We start from the raw sequence: 23,898 nt of genomic DNA, 5'->3' as shown, positions 1-23,898 counted from the left end.
GCCATGGTCAGATCAGGATGCGTACTGCGCCGATCCCGACCAATTCAATGAAAAGTTTGTTCCAGGATGCAAGCCAGGCAGACGAACTCTACCGGCTCATCATCGACCATTCGCTCGACGCTTTTATCGCTATCGATAGAGACAGCCGCATTCTGGAGTGGAGCGACCATGCCGAGGAAATCTTTGGCTGGACCAGACAGGAAGCCGTCGGGCGCCCGCTGACCCAGACCATTATTCCGGAACGCTTTCGGGCCAGCCATGATGCGGGCCTGAAGCGCTATCTGGACGGAGGTGCCTCGCGGATACTGAACCGGCGCGTGGAAATGCCGGCGCGCTGCAAGGATGGCAGCGAAATTCCTGTCGAGTTGACGGTGACATCGATGGAGACGCCGAACCGGGTGATCTTCTTCGCGTCGTTACGGGACATCTCCCAGCGCAAGGGGCTGGAAGAGGAATTGCACCGGCAAGCCACCATCACGATGTCTGTGCTCAACAGTATGGCGGGCGCCGTGGTCGTGGCAGACTTGTCCGAACGCCTTATCATGGTCAATCCAGCCGCCCAACAGTTGTTCGGTATCGACGGCACCGAACTGAGCCAAGGAAAATCGCTCGACGCCATCACCTTGTACCGGCCCGATCAGATAAGCATCTATACGTATCAGGAACGTCCGATCCCGCGCGCACTGCGGGGTGAACACGTGGATGGTTTGCTGGCATTCATTCCGGGTGGAAGCGATGCCGCCGGTGTGTGGGTGAGCGCTAACGCCCGACCGCTGCTCGACAGCCAGGGCGCGCTGGTGGGCGGCGTCGCGGTTTTCCACGACATTACCGAGCTGCGGCGGCGCGCGGTAGATACGGCGCGTCAGTCGCGCCTGCTGCAGGAACAGGCCAGTCTGCTTGATCTGGCACGCGATGCGATCCTGGCGCGAACGACCGAGGATGTGATCACTTACTGGAACCAGAGCGCGGAAAAGCTTTACCAGTATTGCCGCGACGAGGCGATCGGCCAGGTCAGTCATGTGCTGCTGCGCACGCGCTTTCCGATTCCACTGGACGAGATTCGTGCGATCGTACAGCGCGAGCACTATTGGGAAGGGCAGGTGATCCACGTCGCCAAGGATGGCCGCGAAATCATCGTGTTCAGCCAATGGGCGCTCGAATTTCACGCCGATCAGCCGTCGCGCTATCTCGAAACCAATGCCGATATCACCCAGCAGGTGGAGGTCGAGCGCGCGTTGAAGCAGTCGCAGCAGGACTTTCGCCTGCTGGTGGAGGCGTCGACCGACCACGCGATCATGATGATCGATATCGAGGGGCGCATCCTCAGTTGGAACTCCGGTGCCAGTCATATTTTTGGCTACCCGGTGCAGGAGGCGATCGGCCAGCATATGGAGTGTCTGTTCACCAAGGAGGATCGCACCGTAGGCGAACCGATGCGCGAACTGGAAGAAGCGCGCGTCCGCGGCCGTTCCGACGCCAACCGCTGGCACCGGCGCAAGGACGGCAACCGCTTCTGGGCGACCGGCGCCGTCACGCCGCTGCGCAGTACCGATGGGTTGGTGCGCGGCTATGTCAAGATCCTGCGCGACCAGACCACGCAGCGCCTGGCTGAAGAGCAGACCCACTTCCTTGCCAACCATGATGCGCTGACCGGCCTGCCCAACCGCGTCTATTTCAGCAACCAGTTGCATCAGGCACTCGCGCTGTCCCAACGGAACGGGATGCCGCTGGCCTTGCTGCTGCTCGATCTCGACCGTTTCAAATACGTCAACGATACCTTCGGCCACCATACCGGCGACCTCTTGCTCAAGGAAGTGGCATTGCGGATTCGTTCATCGATTCGCGAGTCCGATTTCATCGCGCGGCTCGGCGGAGACGAATTCGTCATTATTCAAACCGATGTGTCGCAGCCGGATGCGTCCGAGACGCTGGCGCGCAAGCTGGTGCTGGAACTCGCACGTCCCTATGAGCTCGACGGCCAGCAAGTCATCAGCGGCACCAGCATCGGCCTGTGCGTGTTTCCGAAGGATGGCAAGAATTCGGTCGAATTGCTCAAACGTGCAGACCTGGCGCTGTACCGCGCAAAGAATTTCGGCCGGCATAATTTTCAGCTCTATACCTCCGACCTGTTCTCCGAACAGACCTGGAAAAAAGATCGCGAAGCCGCGCTGCGCGGCGCCTTGAAAAATCATCAATTCGAGTTGTACTATCAGCCATTGGTCGATCTCAGCAGCTGGAAAATCGCCACCGTCGAAGCCCTGTTGCGCTGGAATGCGACCGAGCTGGAAACCGTACTGCCCGGCGAATTCCTGGAAATCGCCGAGCAGAGCGGACTGATCGTCGAGATCGGCGAGTGGGCGCTGCGCGAAGCCTGCCACCAGGTGCGACGCTGGCAGGCGCGGGGCTTGAGCGATTTGCGCCTGTCGGTCAATTGCTCGGCGCGGCAATTCAACGATCCGAAATTCGTCGCGATGATTCCCTTCATTCTGGAAGACGAAGGCATGATGCCATCCAGCCTGGAACTGGAAGTGCCGGAAGCGATGCTGGCCAAGCACCCCGAAATCAAGGAACAACTGTCGAACCTGCGGGCATTGGGCATCCGCCTGACGATAGACAATTTCGGGACCGGGGCGACTGCGCTGATCGATTTCAAGGATTTCGGGATCGATGCACTGAAGATCGACAAGGCCTTCGTCCAGCACATACCGCACCGGCGCGAAGATTCCGCGATCACCTCGGCCATCATCAGCCTTGCCCACAATCTGGGCATCAGGGTGGTGGCGGGCGGCGTCGAAACCGCTGAACAGCTCGCCTATCTGAAGGCGCGCGATTGCACCGGCGCGCAGGGATTCATCTTCAGTCCGCCGGTGCCGGCGCACGAGTTTGAAGAGCTGATGCTCAACGGCAGCTGGTCGCGCGTGAATCGGGTTCCGGGAACGCATGAAGTCCTGGCCTCCAAGGACTTGCATTAGGACCTGTTAACAATTCACCAGGTTGTATGGTGCTGCAGCTGCGCACAGCATGCTGTCGCCGCATGCATAAACCGGAACCTGTGCGCCCGACGCAAGTGATCGCTATACTCTTCCGGTCTCTTCACCATCCTTTTCATCCTGGAGTCCCGCATGAACTTAAAGCGCAATGCATCGTTTAGCCTGCGCCGCCGCATCCTGGCCATCGCCGTGCTGGCACTGGCTGCCCAAGCTCCGTGGGCCAGTGCGCAAACCACGGATTTTTCTGCATCCGGCAAACCGATCACCTTTGTCGTGCCATTTCCGGCCGGCGGGCCGCTCGATGCCGCCGCCCGCATCCTGGCCGAAGCCGTGCGGCCTACGCTGGGCAATGTCGTGGTTGACAACCGCTCCGGCGCGGGCGGCAATATCGGTATGGATGTGGTCGCGAAAGCGGCCCCGGACGGACACACGATAGGCATGGGCGCGCTGTCGACGCACGCCATCAATCCCTGGCTATATCCACGCATGCCTTTCGATCCGCTGAAGGATTTTCAGCCGGTTACGCTGGTGGCCGATCTGCCCAATGTGCTGGTGCTGAACGCCGATTTCGCCGCGCAAAACAATATACGCAGCGTTGCCGACCTGATTGCTTATCTCAAGCGCCATCCCGGCAAGCTCAATTTCGCCTCTGGCGGCAATGGCAGCGGCGGCCATCTGGCGGCCGAACTGTTCAAGCAGATGGCCGGCGTCTTCATGGTGCACATACCGTATCGCGGCGCGGCGCCGGCACAGACCGCGCTGCTCAGCGGCGATGTGCAGCTGATGTTCGACAATCTCGGTTCGGCCGCGCCGCGCATACGCGATGGCCGGATCAAGGCGATCGGCGTCACCACCTTGCGCCGCGCATCCGCCTATCCCGACCTGCCGACGATTGCCGAGAGCGGCGCGGCGGGCTTCAAGGATTTTGATATCAGCACCTGGTTCGGCATCTTTGCGCCGGCCGGAACACCGCCGGCGGTCGTCGACAGGCTGAACAAGGAATTCACTGCGGCACTGCGCTCGCCGGCGGTGCGCGAGCGGATGCAGAAACTGGCGGCAGAGCCGGCGCCCACCACGCCGGCACAGTTCGCCGACCTCGTGCGCCGCGAAAACCGGCGTTATGAAAGCGTGGTCAAGCGCTCCGGCGCCAAGCTCGACTGATGTGCGGCCCGGGAATCGACACGGGGGACGCGTCGCAGGGATTCGACGTGACCAGCATCCCGTTTCGCGGGTTGGTCGAACAGGCGCTGGCCGGCGTCTACATCATCCAGGATGAAGTATTCCAGTACTCGAACGCGACCTGGGCCGCGATGACCGGCCATGTGCCGGAACAACTGATCGGACAGCCGGTGTCGCGCTTCGTGCCGCCGGAAGATGCGGCCGAAGTCAGCGCACGCTATCACCGCCGCGTCTCGGGTATCGAGCCGAGCATGCGCTTCATCGTGCGCGGCCTGCATCGCGACGGCAGCATCGTCTTCATCGATGTGCATGGCATGGCGCTCGAATATCGCGGCCGCCCGGCGGTGGTCGGCGTCGGCATCGAAGTCACCGAGCAGCTCGAACAGACCCGGCAGTTGCAAGAGTCGCGGCAGCAGTACCAGGAACTTGCCGCGTATCTGATCGCGGTGCGCGAGCGCCAGCGCTCGGCCTATGCGCGCGAAGTGCATGATGTGCTCGGCGGCCTGCTGACCTCGATGAAGCTCAATGTCGGACGTATCTTGCGCCGCACCGACCACGGCGAGCAGCACGAAATACGCGAAATCGCCGACGACCTCAACGGCTTGCTGCAGGAAGCCATCAATAACGTGCGCGAAATCTCCGAGTCGCTGCATCCGCAGGCGCTTGAATACCTGGGGCTGACGACGGCAATGGCAAGTCATCTGGAGCGTTTCGAAAAGCGTTCCGGTATCCGCGTCACGATGCATCCGACCGAGTTGCATCTGCCTTTGACCAATTCCCGCGCCACCATGGCGTACCGGATATTGCAGGAAGCGCTGACCAATATCGCCCGCCATGCGCAGGCCACCGAGGTCACGGTAGTCACAGCGATCGATGCCGACATGTTCCGTGTCGATATTCGCGACAATGGCATCGGCATGCCCCTGCGCGCCAATGCGACGCCCGACCTGAGCGCGCCCTGCTTTGGAATCCTGTCGATGAAAGAACGCGCGCGTGAGCTGGGTGGTACGCTGAGCATCGATTCCGCACCCGGGCAAGGAACGTGCATCGTCCTGGTTGCGCCACTTGATGCAAACGAGGAACTGCCACTTGATTAAGCTGATGCTCATTGACGACCACGCGATGTTTCGCTCCGGCTTGAAAAAAATGCTGCAGGACGAACCGGATTTTCAGGTGGTCGATGAAGCGGGCGACTGGGCCGAGGGCCTGGCGAAATTGCGCAGTCACGAACAACTCGATGTCGTTCTGCTCGATATCAATCTCCCCGCACGCAGCGGTTTCGATCTGTTGGAGGTCATCCATGCCGAATTTCCCGCGCTGCGCGTGATCATGCTCAGCATGTACTCGCAACAGCAATATGCATTGCGCGCCTTGCGTGCCGGCGCACATGGCTATGTGGCCAAGGATATGGAAGCCTCCGACCTGATCGGTGCGGTGCGCACGGTCCTGAACGGCAAAAAATACATGTCGGCGGCAGTGACCGAGATGCTGATCTCGTCACTGAATGGTTCGACCGACGATCCCTCGGAACCGCGCAAGCTGTCGATCCGCGAAGCGCAGATCTTTGAATTGCTGGTGCGCGGCGAATCGCTGACCATGATTGCATCGCGCCTGTCGATCAGCGTGAAGACAGTCAGCACCTACCGCAGCCGCATTCTGGAAAAGCGTGGCGTGACGACCAATGCGGAATTGATCCAATACGCGGTGCGCAACAACCTGATCGATTAAGGCGGCGCTTAAGCCTCCCGCCTCGTCGTTGTGGCGCGCCCGCATCTGACAAATATCAAATAACCGATTCTCGCTGACCGATGCGCGCGCATCCATGCCATGGCTTTTGCCGCGATTAGCCCGACGATCACGCAAAATCGCAGCGCACCATCACTGCCGCGCGCGCGATGTCAGAACTATCTGACATCGCCGCATGCGCTTTCCGACTTGCTTGCAAGGCTGTCAATTCCTATCATTTTTGCATCTGCGACACAGTGTGCCGCGGAGCGCTCTCGGGCGACTAAAAACTAATACAGGAGACAACATGATTCACAACATGCCGTGGTTGCGGGCAGTCCCCGTGACCGCCATCAGCCTCGTACTAACCGCCTGCGGTGGCGGCGGCAATGATGCGCCAGCGCCGGAAATCAAGGTGCTGTCCAGCCGCGCCGACTTCGTCAGCGGCGGCGATGCGCTGGTCGAGGTCGCGGTTCCGGCAGGCGTCAATGCGTCGGACATCAAGGTCGACGTCGGCGGACGCGATGTCAGCAGTGCTTTCGCGCTGCGTAATGGCCGCCTGACCGGCGTAGTCGCCGGACTGGCTAACGGCGACAACACCATTACCGCGCAAGGCAACGGCATAAAGCCTTCCAGCCTGAAAGTCACCAATTTCCCGATCGGCGGCCCTATCATTTCCGGTCCTCAGGTACAGCCCTGGGTCTGTGCGACCTCGACCGCGCAGCCGGAATCCGGTACCACGCCGTCGAGCAATGGCAGCGGCCTGTCCAGCGCCGCAACCGACGCTCAGTGCAATATCAAGACCGAAACCCGCTACTTCTATAAAACCAGAACGGCGGGTTGCACCAACGTCTTGCCCGACCCGACACCGCCGGCGACTGCGCCAGCCACCGCCTGCTTCAAGCCCTACGATCCGGCGGCGCCTGCGCCAGCCGACCTGGCGACCACCACGACCGATGCCGGCGTGACCGTTCCGTATATCGTTCGGCGCGAGCGCGGTACCGTCAATCGCGGCATTTACGATATCGCGGTATTGTTCGACCCGAGCAAGCCGTGGACCGCAACCGCGCCGCAATCCACATGGAACGGCAAGGTGCTCTACCAGTTCGGCTCCAGCACCGGCCAGCCGCGCAAGCAATTCCGTCCGCAAGGTTCCTGGGCCGATGACAAGTCGCTGTCGCGCGGTTATATGGTGGTGCAAAACAGTCTGACCGATTCGCAATACAACTCGAATCGCGTGCTGATGACGGAAACCGTCATGATGATGAAAGAACGCATCACCAAGAATTACGGCGAAATCAAGTTCACCATGGGCGCAGGCTGCTCGGGCGGCTCGATCAACCAGAACACCGCATCGTCGATCATGCCGGGCCTGCTGGATGGCATCCAGCCGACCTGTACCTATCCGGACTCGGAAACCACGACCATGGAAGTGCTGGATTGCGTCCTGCTGGTCGAGGCTTATCAAAAGCCGGAATGGCTGGCGCTGATGACGGCTTCCGGTTATACCCAGGCGCAGATCAATGCGAAGAAGGCAGCGATCAACGGCCATGTCGACCAGACGGCCTGCCATGCCTGGAACAACCTGTTCGGCAACAACGGCAAGCCGGGTAACTTCTTTGCCCGTGTCGTCAGCGATAACGCAACTGGCGCCATCACCCAGTTGCCGACATCGGTCAACAATTGCGGATTGCCGGCTTCGGTCGTCTACGATCCGGTCACCAACCCGAACGGTCCGCGTTGCGGAGCGCTCGACAGTGCGGTCGCTGTCTTCGGCAAAGTGCCGGGCACCATCTACCCGCGCGATACGCGTGACAATGTCGGGGTGCAATATGGCCTGAAGGCATTCGTCAGCGGCGGCATCACTGCCGAAGAGTTCGTGACGCTGAATGAAAGGATCGGCGGCGCGACCCGTGATTCGGTGCTGTCTGCCAGCAGGACGATTGCCGATCAGGAGGGACTGGCGATTGCCTACCGTGCCGGTATCGTCACCAGCGGCAAGCAGCTCGCCAAGACGGCCATCATCGATATGCGCGGCTGGGACGATTCGACCATCATCCCGCTGCCTATCGGTCTGGCGGGATCCGCTGCAGGCTTGACTGGCATTCACCACACCTGGCGCAGTTTCCAGTTGCGTGAGCGTATGGACAAGGCCAACGGCAATCACGACAACCATGTGATGTGGCGTTTTGGCCGTACCGGTTTCGTGCCGAGCACTGCAGTGGCGCTGGATTCCTTCCTGACCATGGACAAGTGGCTGACCAACCTGAAGGCTGACACCAGCGCGACGCCAATCGAGCAAAAAGTGGTCAAAGCCAAGCCGGCCGAAGCATTCGATTTCTGCTACCTGAGCAGTGATGCAACGCAAAGCACCAAGGTCACCAACCGGGCGCAGTGCGATACCGATCCGTTCCTGCGTCCGGCCAGTTCGCCGCGCCAGATTGCGGGCGGACCGTTGGCAGAAGACATCCTGAAGTGCCAGTTGAAGCCGCTCAATGTTGCGGATTACGCTCCCCAGGCACTGAGCGCGACACAACTGCAGCGCATGCAGGCAGTATTCCCGGGTGGCGTGTGCGACTGGAGCAAGCCGGGCGTAGCCCAGCAGGAAGCCGCAGGAGCGCTGAACTTCAGCGCCGGCGGTGGTCAACCGATTGCCGCAGCGCCGGTATCGGCTCCACGCTGATCGTTTTTTTCGTAACACGGCTCGCATCCTGTCGGATGCGGGCCTTTTTGCTATTCTAGGGAACGCATTATTTGCGTTCATTCGTTGTACGAGGAGACAGATATGACACAAAACAGGATCACCCGCCGCGATTTCATCAAGGCCTCCGTGGCTGCAGGCGCCACGATCGCCGTTCCCTCCCTTGCACAGGCCCAATATCCGAACCGGCCAGTGCGTCTGCTTTGCCCGTGGCCGGCCGGTGGTTCCACCGACGTCGTGATGCGCGCGTTCGGAGACAGCCTGTCGAAACAGCTTGGCGGCACCGTGGTAATCGAAAACAAACCGGGCGCCGGCGGTATTCTGGGTGCCGTTGAACTGAGCAATGCACGTCCTGACGGCTATACCCTGTCGCAACTGCCACTCGGTATTTTCCGCCTGCCGCACATGCAAAAGGTTGCCTTCGATCCGATGAAGGACCTGACCTACATCGCTTGCCTGACCGGCTATACCTTCGGCCTGGTGGTGCGCGCCGATTCGCCGATCAAGAGCGTCAAGGATCTGGTGGAGTACGCGAAGCAGAACCCGGACGGCTTCAGCTACGGTTCCACCGGAACCGGCACCACGCCGCATCTGGTGGTCGAACAGTTCGCCAAGCGCGCCGGTATCAAGTTGCTGCATATTCCGTTCAAGGGCAACGCGGACGGCATGCAGGGTTTGCTGGGCGGACATGTGATGGCGCACAGCGATGCGACCGGCTGGGCGTCGGCAGTGGAGGCGGGACGTGCGCGCCTGCTGGTGACTTATGGCAGCAAGCGCACCAAGCGCTGGCCGAACGTGCCGACCCTGCAGGAACTCGGTTACCAGACCGTTTCCGATTCGCCATTCGGCATCGGCGGACCGAAAGGCATGGACCCGGCGCTGGTGACGCGCCTGCAGGATGCGTTGAAGAAAACCCTGGAAGACCCGCTCGTCGTCTCCACGCTGGAAAAATTCGACCAGCCTATCATTTACATGGATAGCGCAACCTATACCAAGTTTGCGCAGGATACCTTCAAGGAAGAGAAGGAATTGATTGAAAGCATGGGCTTGGCGCGGAAGGCCTAGCGGTTTTTAATGCGATAGTGTGCATGTAGCCTGCCGCTGCGTTTTTATGAGCGATGAGCACCACATACAGCACCACATTCCATGATGGAATGTGGTGCTTTTTGTTATGTGAGCGGCCTGTTGATAGAGATGAAGACGCGTTCGTTCTTTGAGGTTAAGCTGGTGTCAGGTGTCCGAAAGGTTTTTCGATACGCCATGCGAAAGAAAAGCCGTGCAATCGGTCGCGGACGCTCGTTTCCTACCTGTCTCAAATCCTGAAAATCTATTCCCCGAGGAGAATGTCATGGCTTATGTAGATGGTTTTGTGCTTCCGCTTCCGAAGACGAATCTCGATGCTTACCGCGAGATGGCGACCAAGGCCGGAGCGATCTGGCGCGAGCATGGTGCGCTGGAATTCCGTGAATGCATCGCCGAGGATGTGAAGCCGGGCAAACTGACTTCGTTTCCGCAAAGCGTCAATCTTGAAGACAATGAAACCGTGGTGTTTTCATGGATCGTGTTCAAGTCGCGCGCCCATCGCGATGAAGTCAATGACAAAGTCATGAAGGATCCGCGCATGGCCGACATGATGAACCCTGGCGCCATGCCCTTCGATGGAAAGCGGATGATCTATGGCGGGTTCGATATGCTGGTCGATCTTTGAGTAACCGCGGCGGCATCGCTTTGCCGCATCGCTGTTTTGTTCCGTCTCTTCTTCTTTCATCCTGAGAGGATCTTGTAATGAATAACAATCCCGTTGGCTGGTTTGAAATCTATGTGCAAGACATGGCGCGCGCCAAGGCTTTCTATGAGAACGTATTAGGTATCGAGCTCACAAACCTCGACGCCCCGGATCTGGAAATGCTGGCGTTCCCGATGCAGAACGAAGCGTATGGAGCGGCCGGTGCGCTTGTCCGCATGCCGGGCTTTGCTTCGGGCGCGAACAGTGTGCTGGTCTACTTCAGCTGTGCCGACTGCAAGGTGGAGGAAGGCCGGGCGCTGGCGTCCGGCGGCAAGGTGGAAAAAGAAAAAACCTCCATCGGTCCCTATGGTTTCATCTCGCTGATCGTCGATACCGAAGGCAATATGATCGGATTGCATTCGATGCAGTAAACACTCCCGTCAGGCGATGACAACCACCTCGGCATGACCCTCTTTACGAAGAACGTTGATACCCACGTTGTTCGGATAACGTTGCAGTCGCAGATCCATGACGGCATCGTTGATGGTCAGGCCGCGGATTTCAAGAGTGTCGATAAATTCCGGCAGATGCGGATGACGAAATCGCACTTCGGAAGTTTCGGGATTGAACGATAGTCCAAGACATGCCTGTAACAAAGAAAAGACGCTTGCGGCTGCCCATGCCTGGGGAGAACATGCCACCGGATACAGTGTCGGTCCTTCCCCCGCGCGTTTATTAAAACCGGAAAATAATTCAGGCAAACGATGTTGATCGACAAATAAACTGACATCGAACAGACCGGAGAACACTTTCATCGCGTGGGCTGTAAAACCGTATCTGGCCATGCCGGCCGCGATCAAGGCATTGTCATGCGGCCAGATCGAGCCATTGTGATAGGCCATTGGGTTATAGCGCACCTCTTTGCTGGAAAGGGTGCGAATACCCCAGCCGCAAAAGAATTCTTCACTGACCAGCTGCTGCGCAACACGCTCGGCCAAAACAGGATCTGCGATCCCGCTCCACAAGACGTGGCCAGCATTGGAAGAGCGCACCGCGCATTGCCGCTTTTTGCCGTCCAGCGCCAACGCATAGGTGCCGATGGCTTCACACCAAAAAGCCTCGTTAAAATTTTTCTTCAGCAGTTGTGCAGCCTTCTGCAATTGGTCCGCGTAAGCGCTCTCGCCAAGTGCTGTGGCCATCCTGGCGGCATAGCGCTTCGCCTCATACACATAGCCTTGCACTTCGCATAGCGCAATCGGCGCGTCCGCCAGCTGTCCGTCGTCATGGAATACCGAATCATTCGAGTCTTTCCAGCCTTGCTGTACCAAGCCCGTTTCGCTGCGCCGTGCATACTCGACGAAGCCATCGCCATCGACGTCGCCATAGCGGTCCATCCAGTCGAGAGCACGGCGAATATTTGGCCAGATCGACCGGATGAAACCGATATCGCCGGTGCGTTCATGATAGGCGCCGGCCAAGCCGACAAAGAGCGGCGTCGCGTCGACAGTGCCGTAATACCGGCGAAACGGCACTTCGCCCAGGATGGCCAGTTCGCCTTGTCGCGCTTCGTGCAATATCTTGCCCGGCTCGGCGTCGCATGTCGGGTCTTCCTTGGTGGCCTGGGTCGCCGCCAGTATTTTCAGTACGCCCTTGGCGAGGTCGGGATCGATCCACAAGCATTCCCACGCAGTCAAAATGCCGTCGCGTCCAAAGGTAGTGGAATACCAGGGTACGCCGGCATACGGATACCTTCCTAGCGGTAGCGTCGAAGTCAGCATGACCAGGTCCGACGAGGAGCGATCGATCCAGTGATTGACCAAGGGATTGGATGTCGTCACCTTGCAAGACTCGTTCAAGCGTTTGCCGAGCACCGTATTGGCCTGCTTCAATACCGACAAATAATCCCCTGTCTCATCCTGTGCCTGAATTGGCTGGCTGTCGAGCTGGCACCTTACGGTAGCGTAGAAATGTGCCTCCTCCTTGGGAGCCAATGCCACACGAAAGTCGGCGCGGTGATTGGCGATGCGTTCCGGTTCGGGGTCGAAGTCGATCTGCGTCTTGCGCGTTTCACCATCCGCTCCTCGGTATGCGAACACGAGGCTGTTGCGGGTGGCGGCTGGCGAAAAATGTTCGCCTTGCCGGTTGCGTTCAAATCCCCGCACTTCAAAGATATCGGCATAATCCGCACCGAATTCCATGGAAATGGATGTCTCGATGGCTTCCAGCCCAAAGTTCACGACGCGCACATGTTCATAACAGGCGCCATCCCACAAAAGCTTGGCCCGGAAAATATGAAGCAAGCCTTTTTCGATTCGGCCACCGCCGGCAAGCGGGATATCGGGGTTCATCAATTCGATGACGAACAGCCCGTTGTCTTCCTTGACTGCAGAGTTCAAAAACATCGGCCTTACCCCGGCGATCAGCAAATCCTGGTGTGACAGAAAACGCGTATCGCCGTGGTAAATACCCTCTTCCCCCATGCCAATGCATTGGACATCGCCAAAACGATCGAAGATGGCGAAGGTATCGTTATATTTGAGTACACGCCTTCGTTCATCCGCAGGCGATGCAGTCGCCAAAATGTACCATTGATCACCAAGTTGGACTTTCTTGATCATGATCTTATCCAGCTATTGAATGCGTCTACCCGCGCTTTCGTAGTCCTGCTGCACTTGCTGATAGACGCGTAAATAATTATCCGCCATGTGTTTCGCAGTGAAGCGGTGCTCGAATTCCTTTCGGCAAACCTCTCGATCGATTTCGCCGATGCATGTGGCAGCCGCAATGGCTTCCTCTTGGTTGCTTACGGCAAAGCCCGTCGCACGGTGTCGCAGGATTTCTGGAATAGAACCGTGCCTGTAGGCGATGACCGGAGTGCCGCAAGCGAACGATTCGATCATCACTATCCCGAATGGTTCGGGCCAATCAATGGGAAACAGGAGTGCTGCGGCATTTCCAATCAGACGCTGCTTTTCCTGGTCGCCAATTTCGCCGATATATTCAATCAGTGGATGATTTAGCCGTGCCTTGATCTGTTCGTTGAAATACGGTTCGTCTGCCTTGTCGACTTTTGCCGCAATGTATAACGGTCTTTCGCAGCGCACGGCGATTTCGATCGCCCGGTCGACACGTTTCTCGGGCGAGATTCTGCCGACAAATGCAAAGTAACCCTCTGACTGCGGATGAAATTCGTATAGATCGCTTGGCAAGCCATGGTGCACCGTCGCGCGCCAGTTCGCCCCCGGCAAGGGAAGGCGTTGGCTCTCGGATATTGATACCAAAGGGATATCATGAAAATGGCGGTATAGCGGCACGAGTTGAGGCAAATCCAGTCTCCCATGCAAAGTAGTGACATGAGGAACTGCCAGTTTTCTGGTAAGCGGGAAATGCAGATAATCGGTATGGAAATGAATGACGTCAAATTCCGTTGCCAGTGAATTGACTTGGTCCATTGCAATGGTTTGATACATCAACCATTCGTGATCCCTCGCATCGAATCGACGGCTTTGTTCCATGGCGGATAACAGTCGGGCTCGGGTGATCGAGTCGCCAGAAGCGAAAAGCGTCACTTCGTGACCTTGCCGCACCAGTTCTTCGGTCAAATAAGAAATCACACGTTCTGTACCGCCATAAGCCTTGGGCGGGACGCGTTCAAAAACTGGCGCAACCTGGGCAATTTTCATTAACGTAGGTAGCTTCAGCGAAAAATGACATGCCACCTGAACCAACATGGCAGGTAATAAGAACATGTTTAAAAAACATGTTCTTAATGCATCATTCGCTTATATCGCTTTGAGTACAAAAGCGTAGTCTTCACCCTCTGCCGAAGAGCTGTGTTGAGCTGCAACAAAAGCTCGCGATGCAGGCAATCGGACCGGCGATACCCATCTACGTATTTGACCTATTGCAGCGATGCTAGAAGAATAAATGCCGCTGATCACGACAAATAAAGTCTGTCGGATGATCGGCACTCCGCAAGCGGGCCGGTCGGTTAAACGTGTTGAATCGACTGTCGCGATGGTAAAAAGCAAAGCCACTGGAAAACCGGTGGCTTTGTTGTCTCTGGGATCGCCACGTCATTTGGTCAGCGTAACACCGCCGCTCAGTCGCTCTGTGATCGCACGCTGCATATTCACCGGCGCGCCTTCTAGCAATTTCGGCCATTCCGCCTGCGCTTGTTTGACGGTGCTCTTGGCGATCTGCAGCAGGCGGCTGAGGCGCGGCACCTTTGCTTGCCGCAACAAGGCCTCGACGTCCTCCCAGCTTAGCGCGCGCACCTTCGCGTCGATCGCACGATTCAACGCATACTCGCTCTCCGCCACATCATCGAAAAAGGCGGTCACACACACCGGATCGTACAGGGGCGTCAACTGCGGGGTGACGCCGTCCGGATACATTACCGCCCAATTCTTCAGGTGCGCATCCGTATTCCCCATCAGGATGAATGCCACAAACCGGCGCACGAATTCCTGGACGTCGGTGGCGGGGTTGCCGGAGAACCGATTCAGCACGCTCAGCATGGCCGAATAATCGGCCTGTAAGCCTTTGCCGTATTTGTGGCGCGGTTCGTAGCCCAGCACCTGCGTGAATTCCTCCATGTGCAGCCGTGTGCCGTCCACCCTGCGGTCAAAGCGCGTCACCGCCAGAATGTCATTGAACGGCACCTGCTCAGGCAGTTCTGCCTCATCGCGCGAGATCACCGTGGCGTGCGAGCAATCCAGATCAAGTGCCTGGCAGAGCTGGTAACCCATGAATTCATTGGCCACCAGGTCGGAATGGCGGGAGCTGGGAAGCTTTAGGATGAACGAGCCGGCCGCGCCGTGTCGCTTGACCACATAACGGCGGCCGTCATGCACAGCGGAAAACTTGGTGACCACGCCTGGCAGCGCGGCGGCGTCTTCCACCGGAAACTCAACAAAGCCGGGCTCCAGCACATCCAGGCCGAGTGCGGTATGCCAGTGGCGCACCACGGTCGGCACCCCTTCATTTTCTGGCACCGGTGCGACTTCAATGCCGCCCATCAAATCGTGCCCTGCTGCTGCCAAGAGTTCAAATTCGTCTTCCGGCCGGCATCCGCGTTGTTGCGCGAGACGGTCGCGGTTATGCCCTTCCGGCAACAAATTTTGGAAGTATGCCGGCCACTTGCCATCGTTGCGGGCCAAGCGCTCATCGCGCGCGGCGCTCAGGATCTGCCGCGTCCCGCCTTCTGTGCTGCCGAGGTAACTCAAGGAAAGCATCGGGCGCTGCGGATCGTGGATGTAATCGAGGTCGAACGACACGCGCAAGATGTCGCCGTACTGCGACAGGTAGCCGATCGGCCGTTTGCCTTGTGGGCTATGCAGATACAGCCGCAGGTAGCGGATCGCGGTGCTCATGGGCGACCCTTAGGCAACGTCATGCGTGGATGCACCAATTCATCGACCGCCGATCTCGGCGCTTCCAGGCCGGCCGGTTGCCCCAAGACTTTGCCACCGGCACGCACGAAGTCTTCCAGGCTGGGCCGTAGCGCTGCGGGCACCAGCATGATTTCCATACCCAAGGCGCGCGCCAGCACTTCCAGCGTCGAAAGCTTCGGGTCGATAGTCTGCGCCTCGATCTTCTGTACCGTCATGCGATTCAAGCCGGCCTTTTCGGCGACGGCTTCCTGCGCCAACCCGGCGGCCTTGCGTGCGCCTGCCATTTCGATCAAGATGCTCATTCCAGTAATCATTACAATGAAAAAGATAACTTAGAATAGCACGCATATCGGTAAAGGCAATGCTAACTATGACAAGCAATTGGGTTGTAACTGATCATTGAAATAATCATTCGCGCGAGGAAAACTGGGGGCAATGGCGATATCTCTATCGCAACATTCAATGACAGGAGCGCCGCATGCCGCACTCCCTCAAGAACGACACCAGCGGAGACCACGGGGCACCGATTTCTTGCCTGGGCCAGCGGGCATTTGTGTTGGCTCCATTAGGAAAAGTGGGAGCAGGTGCGGGTATCCTGATCTAACAGAGGGCTGTGTCTCGCCATCATAGCTTTTCGCTTTGATCATGCTGTAGACTGTTTGGTCCATTCGAGGCGTTTTGGTATGACACGACTAAGTCCAGAACTATTGCATCTGGTGGAATTGATCATGAATGATGACAAGCAAAGCAAATCGCAGGTGACCATGACAATGGATGGGCATATCGCCATCCTCTCGCTGGACAACGTCGCTAAGTAAATTGCGATCACATCCGAGCGAATGATGCAGCTCTCGGAGTACCTAATAGCGTTTGATGACAACGATAAACGGGGGCGCCTCTGGATGCCCAAGGAGATGTCATGCAATACCTTGGATTTAACTGGATTGAAACCCTAGGGCCCGAGGCAAGAAAAAACCTGCTGGACAGGGCAAGGTTGAGGAAACTCCCTGATTCGACGATTCTTTACCGGCAGGGCGACATCACCCATCAGTTTTTTCAAATCCTTGATGGGTCAATCCGAAAGTACGTTCTGGACGATGCAGGCCAGGAAGTGCTGCTGTACGTCTACGGGAAAGGCGATGTGGTTGCAGACAGCTCCGCCCTCGACAGAAGCCCTTATCCCGTGACTATTGCCACCCAAGGCGAGACCTTGCTGCGGGTATGGACTGTTCAGGACCTCATAGAGCTCAGGGCGGTCTCCCCTGTATACGACATCGCCATTGCAACGCAAGCGTGTCATCGCCTAAGGGGAACTCTGCAGATCATTCAGGAACTCGTGACCCTTCCGGTTGCATCGCGGGTTGCATCCCATCTAGTCATCCTGGCTGAACATCAATACTTGACGGAGAATGGTCAAGAACTTGAACTGTCTCAAGCAGATCTCGGGCTCATGATTGGAACAACGCGTCAGACGGTTAGCGCTATAGTGAATGAGCTCAAGCGCGAAGGTTTCATAGAGACGAGATACGGGAAAATCATTGTCAAAAACCTGGCGGGACTGCGGGAGTACTCATCTCGGGCCCGCAAGGCCGTGTAGGCGACTGCCGCCTGCACTATCGTAAACTTTATGGGGTATCTGCCCCCCAAGTGTCGGCTAGCCGACGGTGTCGAGACGCATCCATTCCTATACTCATCCTCATCAAAACGAAACGCATTGACTTGCGATGAGGAGGGGACAAAGTGATTACTCAAGACATCTCGGATGTGGTTCGCCATCATGCCCATGAGCGACCAGCGCAGATTGCATTGGTGTTTGAAGATCGCCGCACCACATACAAAGAACTGAATCAACGTGTTAACCAAGTCGCGAACGGGCTTTTGGCATTGGGCGTAAAAAGCAGCGAGCGTCTGGTCCTATTGGATACAAATAGCGACCAGTTTTATGAGGTGTGGCTTGGTGCAGCGCGCATCGGCGCTGTAGTTGTTCCGATGAATTCACGGTCAACACAATCTGAAGCAGTGACTGTGATATCGGATTGCAGCGCGCGGGTGGTGTTTGCTGGCGTTGCATATCTTCCTATGCTCGAACAGGCAAAAGAGGAACTGAGCTTCGTCGAGAAGGTGATTCCTACCGGGGATGAGTTCACCCGTTGGAGAAATTCACAGTCGGCCACTGAGCCGTCTACAACATCCAAGAAAAATGAAGTCTGCATCCAGCTCTACACGAGTGGAACGACCACGAAGCCAAAAGGAGTTCAGCTGACCAACGCCAATGTAACGAGCGCGTTCGCTCCACTTGACGTTGGTGTGCCTTCTCCGTGGACGAGCATGAACCCTGCCGACGTGGTGTTGTGTATTCTTCCCCATGGGCATGTCGCAGGGGCAGGTGCGGGACTGGCGGGCTTGTATGCGGGTTCTACCTTGGTGGTTTTCAAGGACTTCAATCCAGTCACGCTGGTTCAAGCCATCAAGTCCGTGGGCATCACTGTTCTCATGATGGTTCCTATGATGATTCGCGCGCTGGTTGCCGCATTGCCTAAGGGCTCTCGCGACTGTCAGAGTCTTCGGTTGGTGATTTACGGTGCGGCACCCATGGCCACTGAGTCTCTGTTGCAAGCGATGGCCGCGTTTCCTCAGGCGGAATTTGGCCAAGTGTACGGATTGACAGAGACCAATGGACCCATCACTTATCTGTCTCCTTCGGACCATCGTGAGATCGCCGCCGGCAACATCCATCTCACTTTGTCCTGTGGCCGTCCGCTGCCTGATACCGAGGTCAAGGTTGTTGACAACGACGGTGTCGAGCTCCCGCGCAGTGAGGTTGGCGAGGTTGTCGGACGTGGCCCCCAGGTCATGAAGGGCTACTGGAATCGTAACGAGGACAGCGCTGCGATTCTTCGTAATGGGTGGCTTTACTCCGGTGACCTTGGTTACATGGATGAGAAGGGTTACGTCTTTCTTCATGACCGCAAGAAAGACATGATTGTTTCGGGCGGAGAGAACGTCTACCCCGCGGAAGTGGAGAACGCGCTTTTCAACTACCCGGCGGTCGCAGAGGCGGCGGTATTTGGGGTGCCAGACCTAAAGTGGGGCGAGGCAGTCAAGGCTGCGGTCGTCCTCAAGTCCGGGGCAATCACCTCCGAGGCAGAGATTCTCACGTTTCTTAAAGAGCTCATCGCTGGCTACAAGGTTCCGAAATCCATTGATTTCGTGGAAGCGCTTCCAAGAAATGCGACTGGGAAGGTTCTGCGCCGTCACTTGCGTGAGCCCTACTGGGCTAATCAGAGCCGCCAAGTCGGATAGCCGTCACTGCCCCTCGGCAGGGGGCAGTCAATCAACCTTTATTTTTTTGACCAGGCCCATCGGGCCTTAACCCGGGCCGCCCATACGGCACCCATACCACCTGAAGGAGTATAGAAATGGGCATCAAGTTTGAAATGGATGGAAATCTTGCAATCGTAACGTTCGATAACCCGCCTTTAAATCTGCTTGGCAATTCTGCCTTCGCGGGATTTGAAGAGGGCATGGAGCTGGCTGTCAAAAACAAGGCACGTGCGTTGCTCACACTGGCAACCGGCGAACACTTCTGCGGTGGCGCACATGTGACGGAGAACTTCCTCAACAAGGACGGAAACGACGGTCGTCGCATGCTCAACCGTAGTTACTTGCTGACTCAGCGTTTCGAGAAACTGCCGTTTCCCACCGTGGTCGCCGTTCGAGGCATGTGTTTGGGGGGCGGTCTGGAGCTTGCGCAGATTCACGACATCATCTGGGCGGGGGAGTCTGCCCAATTTGGGCAGGTGGAAGCACGCATTGGTACGGCAACGCTTCTGGGTGGCGGGCCGCGTCTGGTTCAACGGATTGGGCTAACGCGTGCCAAGGAGATGGTGTTTTCTGCGAGCCCGTACCCGGCAAAGACCATGCTGGAGTGGGGCCTCATCAATCGCATTCTTCCTGACAGCGAAGTCGAGGCCAAAGCACGTTCCTACGCCAAGCAACTGTCTGAAGGCCCTACGATTGCCCATGCGGTGAACAAGGCCATCGTGAACGCGTCGGCAGCAAGCGGCCTGAGTGCTGCCGATGACATGACTATCGCCCTGGCCCCGGCGACCTTCGATACCAATGACATGAAGAGCGCGGTCAATAGGGTCCAGGAAAAAGGCATCGAATCCCTTTTCAAGGGCATGACCTTCAGCGGTACTTAAGGGCAAGGAGAGAAGAAATGTCTGACTACATTGCGCCTTCTTCCGACTACCGCTTCCTCGCGGGGCACGTGCTTGCGCCGGAGTATCTGCAGATGCCTGGCGCTGCAGATGCTGACGCGGCCACTCTATCCGAGATCGTGGCCACGCTAGGTACATTCGTCGCAGAACGTTTGGTACCCCTGTCGGTTCTGGCTGACGAAGAAGGCTGTACTGTGGCCGATGGCTCTGTCCGCACGCCAAGGGGTTATCCGGAGGTCTACAAGGAATTGGCTGCCGCAGGGTGGGCATCATTGCATGTTGCGCCGGAACATGGCGGGCAGGGTCTGCCGTTGGCCGCAGGCTTGGCGTGCGACGAAGTGCTGAGCAGCGGGTCGATGTCTTTTGCTCTTTACGCATCGCTTCGGCTGGGTGTGTACAAAGTGATCGATGCCCTGGGATCTGATGTACTGAAGTCAGACTATCTGAGTCGCATCGGGTCGGGCGAATGGAATGGCACGATGTGTCTAACCGAACCGCAGTGCGGCACCGATCTTTCCCTGATGCGCACGACCGCATCCGATACGGGAGACGGAACCTACCGCATTTCTGGTACAAAGATCTTCATCACGGGTGGCGACCACGATCTGACCGAGAACATCGCGCATCTGGTGCTCGCGCGTGTCCAGGGCGGTGCTTCGGGCTTGGCGGGCCTAGGCCTGTTCATCGTTCCCAAGTTCCGAAAAAACGCATCGGGAGCCTGGACGGTGCCCAACGGGGTGCGATGCCCCCGTGTCGAGCACAAGCTGGGCATTCACGCTTCCGCCACGGCCGAGCTTCTCTTTGAAGACGCACATGGCTGGATCGTCGGCACGCCCGGCACCGGCCTGGCGGGCATGTTCATCATGATGAAACTCGCCCGTCTGGGGACATCGTTCCAAGCCATCGGCGTGGCCGAGATCGCCAGCCAAAAGGCATTGGCCTATGCCCGGGAGCGCGTCCAGGGCCGCGATCTGGTGGGTGGCCGTAAGGGCTCCGTGCCTATCATCGAGCACCCGAACATCCGCCGTGAACTGGTGCGCATGCGTACGTTGACGTCCAGTGCGCGCATGCTGGCCTTCTTCGCCAGCATCACCCAGGAGACGACCGCGAGTCCAGACCCGGCCCTGGCCGTGCAATCGGAGCGTCTGCTGTCCATGCTGATGCCCCTGTCCAAGGTGGTCGCCAGCGAGTATGGCGTGGAGGTCGCCACCGCCGCGATGCAGACCTTGGGCGGCCACGGATATATTCGCGAGAGCGGCGTCGAGGTTCTGCTGCGAGACGTGCAGATCCTGCCCATCTACGAAGGCACGAACGATGTGCAATCGCTAGACATCGTGCTGCGACGTCTGGAAGAAGGCTGTCCGGAGCTGCTGGCCTGGATGCGCGGACAAGTCGCCTTCCTGCCCCAGGGGAGGCGTGCAGCGCAAGTCTCGAGGACGCTGGACTTGATCGAGGGCGCTGCAGTGGCATTGGCCGGGCAGCTCAAAGCCTCACCGTTCTCCGCGCTGGAGATGGCTCGCGAATTCCTGTGGCTGGTGGGCCATGGAGTGATGGGAGTGCTCTGGCTGCGGACGCTGCAAACCATCGACCAGGGCGACAAGTTGCCCATCAATGCGCAGAGCAAACGTGCAGAAGCCGATTTCTACTTTGCCTTTGTTCACCCTGAGGTCGATGTGCGCGCCGCACGCCTCAACGCTGCCAGCGAAGTGCAAGACGCCTTGCTCGCTCATGAGCTGGATTTCATCTGATTTTTCGTTTTTCAAAGGAACTTACATGTCTGGTACTGCATCCTTGTTCGACCTCCAAGGGAAGGTCGCGGTCGTCACCGGTGGCACGCGTGGCATCGGCTACATGATTGCCGAAGGCTTGGTCAAGGCGGGTGTCAAAACCTATGTGGTCTCACGCAAGCACGACGCCTGCGTGGAGGCAGCAGCGTCTCTGAGCAAGCATGGGACGGCCATTGGCCTCAGCGCCGATCTTGGCGATCCCACCGCGGTTGCCCAGTTTGCCAACTCCATGCTGGAGCGCGAGCCCAAGATTCACCTCCTCGTCAACAACGCGGGCGCGACGTGGGGGGCACCCTTCGCCGAGTTCCCCGAGAGTGGCTGGGACAAAGTGATGGATCTTAATGTACGGTCCATTTTCTTTCTGACCCAGCAGCTTGCGCCGGCGTTGCGTGCCGCCGCCACGGCGCAAGACCCCGCCCGCGTCATCAATATCGGCTCCATCGATGGGTTGACCAGCCCGGACATGGAGAACTACTCCTACTCGGCCAGCAAAGCGGCCGTGCACCACCTCACGCGGCACATGGCCAAGCACCTGGCTGCGGAGAACATCAGCGTTAATGCGATTGCCCCCGGTCCGTTTGAAACCAAGATGACGGCGCAGATGCTCAAACAAGCGGGCGACAAGATCGTTTCGGTGATTCCGCGCCGGCGCACGGGCTTGCCCTCGGACGTAGCAGGGACCGCGATCTTCCTTGCGTCCCTCGCATCTGCCTATATCACTGGCGCCGTAATTCCTCTGGACGGTGGCTACTCCACCACGCGCTGAAGTAGGAGAGAAATCATGAGTATCCAAAGAATCAATCCCGAGGCGCTTCGCTCCCTGGTGGGCAAAGAGCTCGATCCGTCCGGGTGGACCCTGGTCGACCAAGCGCGTATCAATAGTTTCGCCGACGTTACGGGTGACCATCAGTTTATCCACGTTGACCCAGAGCGCGCCAAGAACGGCCCCTTTGGAGGGACCGTTGCACATGGATTGTTGGTGCTGTCGTTGCTGCCCGCGCTGATCGAAAAGTCGGTGCCAATTCCCGATGACGTCAAGGTCACGGTGAATTATGGCTACAACAAGATCCGGTTTCTGTCCCCCGTGCGCAGTGGCAAGCGGGTGCGTGCCCGCTTCGTGATCAGTGAGTTCACGGAGCCTGCTCCGGGGCGCTATCAGCAGGTCACGACCGTCACCGTGGAGATTGAGGGCGAGGACAAGCCGGCCCTCATCGCCGAGTGGATCGCCATCGGTCTGGTGAACGCGGGAGGCAAGTGATGACCATTCGATTTGACGGACGGGTCGCTATCGTCACCGGCGCAGGCAATGGGCTGGGGCGATCCCATGCGCTTGGTTTGGCAGCGCGCGGCGCAAAAGTAGTGGTCAATGACCTCGGTGGTGCCCGCGACGGCAATGGCGGTAGTCTCCTGGCCGCAGAAGCCGTCGCAAAAGAAATTCGCGATTTGGGGGGAGAAGCAATTGCCAATGGTGCGAACGTAGCGGTTTATGAGGAAGTAGAGGCCATGTTTGCACAAGCCAAGGCCGCTTGGGGGAGAGTCGACATCCTGATTGCCAATGCAGGCATTCTGCGTGACGCCAGTTTCTCGAAGATGCCGCTGAGCGATTTTTGGACAGTGATGGATGTGCATGTCAAAGGCACTGTCAATTGCCTCAAGGCTGTCTGGGAGACCATGCGTGAGCAGAAGTATGGCCGCATTATTTTGACCTCTTCTGCCTCTGGCATTTACGGCAATTTCGGGCAGTCGAACTACGGTGCTGCCAAGGCTGCCATGGTCGGTTTGATGAATGTGCTCCATCAGGAAGGCCAGAAGGTCGACATTCGCGTGAATGTCTTGGCTCCCACGGCAGCGACCCGGATGACCGAAGGTCTCATTCCTCCGAACGTCCAACCCCTGCTTGCTCCGGAAACTGTCACTCCTGGCGTGCTCTTTCTGGCGAGCGAACAAGCTCCGTCCAAGGTCATTCTCGGTGCAGGTTGCGGCGTTTTTGCGCGCAGCTACATCTACGAAACCGAAGGCGTATATCTGCCTGAGGAGGAGCGTACGCCCGAGGGAGTTGCTGCCCACTTTGAGGCGATCTCCGATCCCTCGGTCCAGCACGTCTTGGAAGGTGCAACGCAGCAGACGATGCGCTTCGTCACCAAGGCCTCCGCCGCCCACTGAGCCCCATC

21 protein-coding genes are annotated in these 23,898 nt (G+C 58.0%); 17 read left to right on the top strand and 4 right to left on the bottom strand.

The genetic code is table 11. The annotated features are described in order from the left end of the window. Nucleotides 1-47: 47 nt before the first annotated feature. From D3871_RS15675 to D3871_RS15640, 8 genes are all read left to right on the top strand, one after another. Nucleotides 48-2,972: a sensor domain-containing protein gene (locus D3871_RS15675; protein WP_158597943.1), complete on the top strand. Its 2,925-nt coding sequence runs from the start codon at nucleotides 48-50 to the stop codon at nucleotides 2,970-2,972. Between the two features lie 150 nt (nucleotides 2,973-3,122). After that, nucleotides 3,123-4,151, top strand: coding sequence for a Bug family tripartite tricarboxylate transporter substrate binding protein (locus D3871_RS15670; RefSeq protein WP_119769743.1), 1,029 nt, complete (start codon nucleotides 3,123-3,125; stop codon nucleotides 4,149-4,151). Continuing rightward, complete coding sequence (locus tag D3871_RS15665) at nucleotides 4,151-5,266, top strand: PAS domain-containing sensor histidine kinase (protein ID WP_119769742.1); 1,116 nt, start codon at nucleotides 4,151-4,153, stop codon at nucleotides 5,264-5,266. The genes D3871_RS15670 and D3871_RS15665 overlap by 1 nt, the downstream gene beginning before the upstream one ends. Then, on the top strand, nucleotides 5,259-5,897 hold the full coding sequence (locus tag D3871_RS15660) for a response regulator (protein ID WP_119769741.1): 639 nt from the start codon (nucleotides 5,259-5,261) through the stop codon (nucleotides 5,895-5,897). The genes D3871_RS15665 and D3871_RS15660 overlap by 8 nt, the downstream gene beginning before the upstream one ends. Before the next feature lie 304 nt (nucleotides 5,898-6,201). Further along, a complete protein-coding gene (locus D3871_RS15655; protein WP_119769740.1) occupies nucleotides 6,202-8,577 on the top strand; it encodes a DUF6351 family protein in 2,376 nt (791 codons plus the stop codon). Between the two features lie 102 nt (nucleotides 8,578-8,679). Then, the gene (locus D3871_RS15650; protein ID WP_119769739.1) at nucleotides 8,680-9,660 is read left to right on the top strand and encodes a tripartite tricarboxylate transporter substrate-binding protein; all 981 of its coding nucleotides are present in this window, start codon (nucleotides 8,680-8,682) and stop codon (nucleotides 9,658-9,660) included. A 283-nt stretch (nucleotides 9,661-9,943) separates the two neighbouring features. Next, nucleotides 9,944-10,303: a DUF1428 domain-containing protein gene (locus D3871_RS15645; RefSeq protein ID WP_119769738.1), complete on the top strand. Its 360-nt coding sequence runs from the start codon at nucleotides 9,944-9,946 to the stop codon at nucleotides 10,301-10,303. 77 nt (nucleotides 10,304-10,380) lie between these two features. Next, nucleotides 10,381-10,752, top strand: a complete 372-nt coding sequence (locus D3871_RS15640) for a VOC family protein (protein ID WP_119769737.1) — start codon at nucleotides 10,381-10,383, stop codon at nucleotides 10,750-10,752. A gap of 9 nt (nucleotides 10,753-10,761) precedes the next feature. On the opposite strand, the gene D3871_RS15635 is transcribed toward D3871_RS15640, so the two are convergent. The 4 genes from D3871_RS15635 to D3871_RS15620 form a co-directional block, all read right to left on the bottom strand. Next, a complete protein-coding gene (locus D3871_RS15635) occupies nucleotides 10,762-12,939 on the bottom strand; it encodes an amylo-alpha-1,6-glucosidase (protein WP_119769736.1) in 2,178 nt (725 codons plus the stop codon). Nucleotides 12,940-12,951: 12 nt separating this feature from the next. Beyond that, nucleotides 12,952-14,004: a glycosyltransferase family 4 protein gene (locus tag D3871_RS15630; protein WP_119769735.1), complete on the bottom strand. Its 1,053-nt coding sequence runs from the start codon at nucleotides 14,002-14,004 to the stop codon at nucleotides 12,952-12,954. 393 nt (nucleotides 14,005-14,397) lie between these two features. After that, the gene (locus tag D3871_RS15625) at nucleotides 14,398-15,696 is read right to left on the bottom strand and encodes a type II toxin-antitoxin system HipA family toxin (RefSeq protein ID WP_119769734.1); all 1,299 of its coding nucleotides are present in this window, start codon (nucleotides 15,694-15,696) and stop codon (nucleotides 14,398-14,400) included. Further along, the gene (locus D3871_RS15620; RefSeq protein WP_119769733.1) at nucleotides 15,693-16,019 is read right to left on the bottom strand and encodes a helix-turn-helix transcriptional regulator; all 327 of its coding nucleotides are present in this window, start codon (nucleotides 16,017-16,019) and stop codon (nucleotides 15,693-15,695) included. The genes D3871_RS15625 and D3871_RS15620 overlap by 4 nt, the downstream gene beginning before the upstream one ends. 176 nt (nucleotides 16,020-16,195) lie before the next feature. Between D3871_RS15620 and D3871_RS31375 the strand changes: the two genes are divergently transcribed. From D3871_RS31375 to D3871_RS15585, 9 genes are all read left to right on the top strand, one after another. After that, nucleotides 16,196-16,321, top strand: a complete 126-nt coding sequence (locus tag D3871_RS31375) for a hypothetical protein (RefSeq protein WP_274381743.1) — start codon at nucleotides 16,196-16,198, stop codon at nucleotides 16,319-16,321. 79 nt (nucleotides 16,322-16,400) lie between these two features. Further along, a complete protein-coding gene (locus D3871_RS31370) occupies nucleotides 16,401-16,535 on the top strand; it encodes a hypothetical protein (protein WP_274381742.1) in 135 nt (44 codons plus the stop codon). A 101-nt stretch (nucleotides 16,536-16,636) separates the two neighbouring features. After that, nucleotides 16,637-17,314 (top strand): Crp/Fnr family transcriptional regulator, encoded by a 678-nt coding sequence (locus tag D3871_RS15615; protein ID WP_119769732.1) that lies wholly within the window; start codon nucleotides 16,637-16,639, stop codon nucleotides 17,312-17,314. A 143-nt stretch (nucleotides 17,315-17,457) separates the two neighbouring features. Continuing rightward, on the top strand, nucleotides 17,458-19,020 hold the full coding sequence (locus tag D3871_RS15610) for a long-chain-fatty-acid--CoA ligase (protein WP_119769731.1): 1,563 nt from the start codon (nucleotides 17,458-17,460) through the stop codon (nucleotides 19,018-19,020). A 116-nt stretch (nucleotides 19,021-19,136) separates the two neighbouring features. Then, nucleotides 19,137-19,922, top strand: coding sequence for an enoyl-CoA hydratase/isomerase family protein (locus D3871_RS15605; RefSeq protein WP_119769730.1), 786 nt, complete (start codon nucleotides 19,137-19,139; stop codon nucleotides 19,920-19,922). 17 nt (nucleotides 19,923-19,939) lie between these two features. Then, complete coding sequence (locus D3871_RS15600; RefSeq protein WP_119769729.1) at nucleotides 19,940-21,688, top strand: acyl-CoA dehydrogenase family protein; 1,749 nt, start codon at nucleotides 19,940-19,942, stop codon at nucleotides 21,686-21,688. Beyond that, complete coding sequence (locus D3871_RS15595; RefSeq protein ID WP_233575625.1) at nucleotides 21,669-22,493, top strand: SDR family oxidoreductase; 825 nt, start codon at nucleotides 21,669-21,671, stop codon at nucleotides 22,491-22,493. Before D3871_RS15600 ends, D3871_RS15595 begins: the two co-directional genes overlap by 20 nt. Nucleotides 22,494-22,508: 15 nt before the next feature. After that, nucleotides 22,509-22,985 (top strand): MaoC family dehydratase, encoded by a 477-nt coding sequence (locus D3871_RS15590; protein ID WP_119769727.1) that lies wholly within the window; start codon nucleotides 22,509-22,511, stop codon nucleotides 22,983-22,985. After that, nucleotides 22,985-23,890: an SDR family NAD(P)-dependent oxidoreductase gene (locus D3871_RS15585; RefSeq protein WP_119769726.1), complete on the top strand. Its 906-nt coding sequence runs from the start codon at nucleotides 22,985-22,987 to the stop codon at nucleotides 23,888-23,890. The genes D3871_RS15590 and D3871_RS15585 overlap by 1 nt, the downstream gene beginning before the upstream one ends. Nucleotides 23,891-23,898: the final 8 nt, after the last annotated feature.

It is taken from the genome of Noviherbaspirillum saxi (assembly GCF_003591035.1).
Lineage (GTDB): Bacteria > Pseudomonadota > Gammaproteobacteria > Burkholderiales > Burkholderiaceae_D > Noviherbaspirillum > Noviherbaspirillum saxi.
This window is presented reverse-complemented; position numbering and strand designations above follow the sequence as displayed.